The sequence below is a fragment of the Chamaesiphon sp. genome, from assembly GCF_041738855.1.
GTDB lineage: Bacteria > Cyanobacteriota > Cyanobacteriia > Cyanobacteriales > Chamaesiphonaceae > Chamaesiphon.
In genome coordinates this window covers 1-6,763 of sequence record NZ_JBGSPA010000010.1, presented here as the reverse complement: position 1 = coordinate 6,763, position 6,763 = coordinate 1, and the positions used below count along the sequence as shown (strand labels likewise).

The window sequence follows — 6,763 nt, the reverse complement described above, 5'->3', positions numbered from 1 at the left end:
TGGTAGATCGATAACTTCATTCGATCGCTCTGTTGTTTCCGTGCTTCCAAAGTCCACCGTGGCATAAGGTTGATTCTCCAATTGTTTCTGTAGTTCTTCAGTCTTGATGGCTAATTGATTTACTTGTTGTGCGATCGCATTCTTGATAAACACCGTTCTCGGTTTAGGATTTTTGATGTCGTGCAACGTTTGCAATGTCTTCCGCGCCTGTTCCTGCGCCTTCATCGCCGCATCGAAAAAAGTGCCAAAGTTTGGGGTACTGACTGAGAGTGTAGCAAACTGCATATATCTGTTGAATGCAGCATTAAGGATCGCCACTTGTCCATAGAGTAATTCAGCCGCCGCAGTCGCCTCATCAGTCATAAATGCCCGTGTTTGGGTTTCGATCGCCTCCTGAATTTGTAAAGTTTGCTCCGTACCAGTCTGTTGTTCAGATCCATGAATCAGCAGATTGAGTGTGTGCGCCGCACCAAAACTAGGAGAAGCGACCCCGAACATCTGAAGATCCAAAATAACCTGGTCTTTGCCGTTACAGGGTGGAACTCCAAGCTTTTCAATGTACTGCTGTACGAGTTTATCTTTCATTTTCATCTACTTTATTTTTGAATAGATCTTCAGTCACAATCCAGAGTCAGAGTTCACTCAAGCCGCAACAACATTCCGATCCTCGACCGCCCTGGTGGCGCGCTTCGCGTTCGAGCAGGTCGGTTTGATAATCTCGAAGTTGATAACTCATTTAGCTACAACCGCCAGTTCATCATTAGTGTATCGACGGACGACTCGATCGGAATTCCACACCACCGAGTACAGCTCGCCCTCAATCGCTTTTACTATTCCAACATCCTGCCCTCTTTCATGAAATAGGTCGGATGGCTTTACTAGATCGTCTACTTTTAGATTTTTATTACTATCAACAGTACTGACAATACTGACAAAATGACTGGAAACCTTATCTTGTATAGGTTTAAAACTGTCAGTACTAGTTCCGACATTTCGATCGGGATTATGAACGAGATCGCCATTTATCAAAGCTTTGGAGTCGTTGGAATCAGTTCCGACAACAGTACTGACAGATGTGAATCCGTCGTCATGAAGGAGAGTGTTCTCTAAGTTGTCACTACTATTGTCAGTGTTGTCAGTGCCGATGTCAGTACTAGATCCGACAGGGTTAACTTCGCTGCTAGTAAAGCTTTCAGGTTTTTTGTCAGTACTGTCGGAACTATTTTTAATCACTTGAATTTGATATTTACTAGATTCGATCGATTCATCATTCGGTTTCGCATATTCAAGCTTAACGATTTTAGCCATAAAAGCCCGTGCCTCATCTACCGATGGGAATGGTTTCGTAGTCCACCAGCGCGCCACAGTCCGCGCATTAACAAACCCTTTACCCTCGAATTTATCGATAAACTTGATAATGCGAGCTAGTTCTCGATCGGTACCGTCGATCGCGAGTACCTGATATTGGCTTAATGTTTGGTTGAGTTCAAACTTAGTCCACGCGATTGCTAATTTCAGCACTTCAGAGCTAATTAGTTGCTCGGGTTCGCAATCATCAATTGCTGCTAAAGTCCTGTGCATGATGAGTGCATTTCTTGCTGCTATGCCCTCAAATTTGGCGCATGTACCCTTAATCAACCAATTGAATTCTGATATGGTTCTAGCTTCTATTTCATCGTGCCAAGACTTCCATGAGGGTTTAGCTGCCAGTGACAGGCTGTGGGTCTGTGTTTCTTGTTTAGATAAAGCGCGATAAATCTTATCTAGTTCTGCCCTGAGATCTCCCTCTGAATCGGTAAATGCTGCGGTGGCGTTATGTGGTAGGAGCATAAGCGAAAAACGGTTATACAATCCGTCTTGCTGATTATTATCGCCACCGATTAAGTTAGCTATGGTTTGAGGTTGGATACCACCGATGATCGAGATGGAAGATTGAGGCACGCAAATCGTTTCTGATGATTTTCGATTGACTTTGATGCCTCCACCGTTCCAAATAGTCAACCACTTTTGACGATCGCTCCCTTTGCCCCCACGATAAGCATCCATCGCAGAGAAAAATGCAGCTAGTTCGTCTAGCATCAACAAATATCCACCATCAGGGTAATGACTCAATGATAAAATTATCCCTTCGATCGTAAAGTCCTCAAAATACAGATCTCGCAATGGTGCGGGTAGCTCTGGTTCCGCTCCTCGATCTTTTAGATTTGTAGCCTTCCAGCCCCGATATTCAACGTCATAAGCAAGTTTTTTCCCTTTGTACTCGTTATACAATTCATTTTGGTGTGACGATAATGCTTTGGTCAACAGTCCAAGTACCGGAGACTTCTTCGATCCCGTGTCACCAACTAAGCCACACCAACGCACAGCAGGGACACGATAATCAGTACCTGGGTTGATTAGTAATTCTGTTTTGCTGTCGATCTGACTGGCGAGAATCGGCAATAGGCAGAAGGTCATTATTTCGACAGGGAGATTGAAATTAGATGCAGCGATCGCCAGTAGCTTACCCAATTCTCCACCAAAGACATTTGGAGCTTTCCCATTTTTCAGTTCTAGCGAACATTTCAAATCTTCTGCTAGGTCTGGATCTTTTGACTCTGGCTGCGAGAGTAAACTTCTGTATTTCTCTGGGCTAATGACTCGACCGATTATTTGCTCTTTTGTGTAGCCATAATCGTCGATATCATCCCTAATATCCATTCCCCCTGCTGGATGATGTCGCCATAGTTCTGAAGTACCCGCCAGGTAGCATCCCTCAATTCGATCGGGGCAGTCTCTCTCAAAGTTACTGATATATTTAATACCATCAATAGATCGATCTGGGCACAAAACTAGCCGCGCTCCTTTTAGGTCATCTTCATAGTTCCCATAGCTGCCATACCCCTGACTACCCCCAATGGTGGTTGTGGCTGCAATACCCAGTTCCCGAAGAGCCTCAACGGTAGACTCACCCTCGACTACAAAGATTAAGTCCCCACGCTCGATCGCTTCCCTGACTTCCGCGTATCGATAGATGGGAATTAACTTCTTGACATCGTCGGGATTGTCACTTACCCACTTAACACCGTTCCAATGATGTTGGAAAAATTTCTTTTTCTGACCATCGCCATAATCGATCCTCACAACCTTAACTAATGGAGTCCCATCACGATTGGAATAAAAGAATTCCTGTTGGGATTTGGGTCTGATTGGTTTCACCCAGTCATCGTGTTGTGGTTTCCAATCTGGTTTACCCTCTAGCCTGTCGATCGCTTGTCGAATATCTTTCGAGTTACAACCACCACTAAAGCAGCGGTATTTTCCGGTTTTAGGGTCAATGTCAAGGTCATTCTTCTGGCAAGCTGGACAATGCCATTTAGTCTTGGACTCTTTCGATCGAGTCAGAACCGACAAATGTTTGCGGATGTCATACGGCTCTTCCGTCATAAGTATTTCCCTCCTTTGAGAGCTTGAATAGATTCCAATGGGCGGGTTATACTTATGGCTATTGGTGTGCCATAAGTATTTTTCACACGATTGGAGTCCCGCCCCTGGAAACTCCAATTCATACAATCCCTTCAGAGTTGAGATCTGGGGGGATTGCTATTTAAGGTCGTATGTCCATACTTTTCATGGGAAGGTAATTTGGCATAAAGTTGAGATCTGTTTTTTATTGTTGTCGCCCCCAGCGATGAGGGCGTTTTTTCTTGGACTGTTTACGAGCTGGGCAAACTAGCCACAAAAAGTTCTATCGATCGAGCATGGGCGGGAGTACCAGAATTTGATACCCAATCTCGCATCAGATCGAGATTCCAGAGCAGGCGAGCTTTTGTACCTGGTCTGTACTGCCAATGAACCCCCTCTCTAATTGCGCCCGTCTTCCTCCAGCGTTTAAGAGTTGAGTAAGATATCCCAAGCTGCTGACAGATCTCTTGACTTGGAACTAGTCGCCAGATAAGTTGAGGACGGGGAATTGTTTTATTTTTTGCCATAGGCTGGATTGGGTAGATTAATAAGTAGACTGCTTGGTATTTTTGTTTTGGGGAGAGGCTGAAATCTAGGCTCAGAGGCGTTCAGAAGTGGTTGGTAGGACTCAATCAATATCCCATACAGTCATCAGGAGAGTCAGATACAAAAGTGGGTTTTTGAGCGAAAGTTTTAGAAATTTCTATCGATCGACATCTTTTTTGGACTTTTGTGCGTTTCGTCGGGATATTCTCACATCAAAGTCAAGTATTTTACTTTCTGCTTCCACCCAGTCCGATACCGCAGCTATTACCCTTGGATCGCTGCTTGCTCTCAGGACTTCTCGGATCTGATGAAGGACTCGATCGAGCATAGGCACATCATTCGACATTAGATCGTAATTCGGCGAAAAATTTCCTATTCCATCGCATTCAATGGAATTAAAAAAATTATCTAAAGGTTTATTTCCTGATTGTTTGGAAAACTTGCCGACTATAGGTAACGCCTCATAAAAGTCTTGCATTGATTGTAGTACTTGACTATCTTTCAGAGCTACTTTTTTTAGCACAGCAAAGGCTTTCTCTAGACCTTGACTATGAGGTTCTCGATTGTAGTTTTCCAATGTGAATTTATAAAATTCTCTATCAGCATTATCCAAGCTTTTATCATTAGACAAACGTTCAAGATGCTCTTTCATAATTCCAGGAAATTTTTTAAGCATGACAGTCTTATTTGAGTGAATTATTTGTTTTTCCTGTAACTTGACAAGATTAGTTCGGCGAATAAACCTTTCTCTATAATGTTCTGATATTATCTTAATAAAAAGAGTGTTGTGCGTATCTTCAGCATAGATACTCCCGATCTCTTTCCATCCAATCTTAATCGCTTTATACATCTTGATGAATACATAAATTTTTATCAGGATGTGCTGTTTTTGATCTTTTAAGTACCGCTCATCGCTGGTAGTAATAGGAATGGCATAAATAGGGTGAAAATATTGAAAATTCTCAATGCTTTGACCATTTTGATATTTACAAAATGCTTCGTAAATTTCTAACCACTCACATTTCAATACATTCCAATGCTTTAACTCGAATAGTGTCGTTTCATTACTCAATAAAGATTTTGAAGGTATATCAGTCAGAGCTGGATGAATTAAAACTAAATCATCAAAACGATCTAAATCCTCAATCATTATGTCTTTCTTATCTAGCTCGAAGCAAATTTGATATCTCTCATCTTGAAAGGCGACTTGATTGCTAAAAGCAAGCTCACGTATGACTATGATCTTCATTAGCTGCCTTGTCTCTAACGATGTCATGTTCCCAGAACGAACATATTTAGTATTTAGCCATCCCTTTTTATTACGACATCTCTTGATGCAATCATTAATTTGCTTTTCAGTAAAGTCAAACATTATATAAATCTCCATAGACAATTTTTTAGGATCTTCATTACTTGGTACGCTAATCTCTGATTATTACCGTCAATCCATTGCTATTAAGCCAAAAATGGCTAAAAATCTAACAATAATAGATTTTGGTTTCGATCCCATACCAGCTAACAATCTGAGTGCAAATCAGCAAACAAAGTAATGAAAAGCAATTTTTTACAGCTAGTCAAAATCCACAAAAATAGGCCGATTTTCGATAATATCTACGTAATGGTCGTACAGCACTTTCGGTGAATTGCCAAGAGCTTTAGCCACACTGACATGATCTTGATTGGAGGCTATTGCGTGACTTGCGGCAGTCCCTCGACTCGTATATGGACTGCGGTAGTTGATACCAGTAGCTTCCAACACCTTAGTCCAAGCACGGCGGCGGAAATTACGATCGTCGATGGGTAATCCATTTGGAGTAAAGAATACTAAGTTTGATGGTTTGGGCTTTTGGTCTTTCATTCTCCGCTTCAGCATGGCAATAATCGAGCGCGATAGATTCACCGTTCTCGATTCTTTTGTCTTAGTATCACCCACCACGCCTCTGCTAAAAGACTGACAAATATAGACGCTGGTAAAATCAGCGGTTACATTCTCCCACAACAAACCCGCCGCTTCCCCTGGGCGCGTACCCACACCCAAAAGAAAAGCTGCATAGTCGGCATAGTGAGCGTAGTATCGACTCGACCGAAAGCCATCGAGAATAGCTCGCACTTCTGCAACTGAAAAAGGTCGTTTCGGTTTTTTCGGCTGCGATCGAAATCGATTTGATAAACCGCGAAAGGGGTTCTCTTCTGTGACGTGGTACTTACCCTTAGCCCAGTCCCAACAGCTTGCTAGTAGCCATATTCTTGCCTTGGAGGTATCCGATTGGAGTGTGTCAGCGCAGACATCAGCAAATCGTTCGGCTTCTCGCTTCCCGACTGCATTGGCTGGGACATCAAGAACTTTTTCTAGCATCTTCCTCAATGCGATATAGCGCGAATTGATGCCAGACTGCGCTAATCCTTTTGCTTTGGCTTGATACTTGGTAAAGCGATCGAATAATTCTGGTGCAGATATTTCAGTCGGATTTTTACCGATGATGCGTGGCTGGTACTTCAGTAGAGTTCGATCGTATTGCCCGATCTGCCAATCTAACTCGATCTGAGCTTTCTTCTGGAGTGCTAATGCTCTTCCAACCGTTGAATCGGCTACTCCCAGACCGATACAGCGACGCTTGCCATCGTTTAACCGCAGCCGCAGTAAACCCCGATGTTCTTCAATTGTTACTTTCATGGTGGTAAATATGGTGGTAAATTTCAAACCAACCTGACCACTTCTGAACACTTCAGCAAAACCTTTTGGATCGCAAAAAGGTTCCTCGATCGCGCGATG

4 protein-coding genes and 1 pseudogene are annotated in these 6,763 nt (G+C 42.9%); all 5 read right to left on the bottom strand.

Annotated elements, in window-relative coordinates:
- Positions 1-585 (bottom strand): annotated as a pseudogene (locus ACEW9I_RS01715) (hypothetical protein); the annotation flags it as partial.
- A 147-nt stretch (positions 586-732) separates the two neighbouring features.
- The gene (locus ACEW9I_RS01710; protein ID WP_373538650.1) at positions 733-3,426 is read right to left on the bottom strand and encodes a DUF3987 domain-containing protein; all 2,694 of its coding nucleotides are present in this window, start codon (positions 3,424-3,426) and stop codon (positions 733-735) included.
- A 269-nt stretch (positions 3,427-3,695) separates the two neighbouring features.
- Positions 3,696-3,971 (bottom strand): hypothetical protein, encoded by a 276-nt coding sequence (locus tag ACEW9I_RS01705; RefSeq protein ID WP_373538649.1) that lies wholly within the window; start codon positions 3,969-3,971, stop codon positions 3,696-3,698.
- Positions 3,972-4,147: 176 nt separating this feature from the next.
- On the bottom strand, positions 4,148-5,362 hold the full coding sequence (locus ACEW9I_RS01700) for a hypothetical protein (protein WP_373538648.1): 1,215 nt from the start codon (positions 5,360-5,362) through the stop codon (positions 4,148-4,150).
- 198 nt (positions 5,363-5,560) lie between these two features.
- A partial coding sequence (locus ACEW9I_RS01695; protein ID WP_373538647.1) for a tyrosine-type recombinase/integrase occupies positions 5,561-6,763 on the bottom strand: 1,203 nt, incomplete at its 5' end.

Excerpts from the sequence above, each read along its gene's own strand:
- ACEW9I_RS01700 (WP_373538648.1), bottom strand. The coding sequence starts at position 5,362 with ATGTTTGACTTTACTGAAAAGCAAATTAATGATTGCATCAAGAGATGT.
- ACEW9I_RS01705 (WP_373538649.1), bottom strand. The coding sequence starts at position 3,971 with ATGGCAAAAAATAAAACAATTCCCCGTCCTCAACTTATCTGGCGACTA.
- ACEW9I_RS01710 (WP_373538650.1), bottom strand. The coding sequence starts at position 3,426 with ATGACGGAAGAGCCGTATGACATCCGCAAACATTTGTCGGTTCTGACT.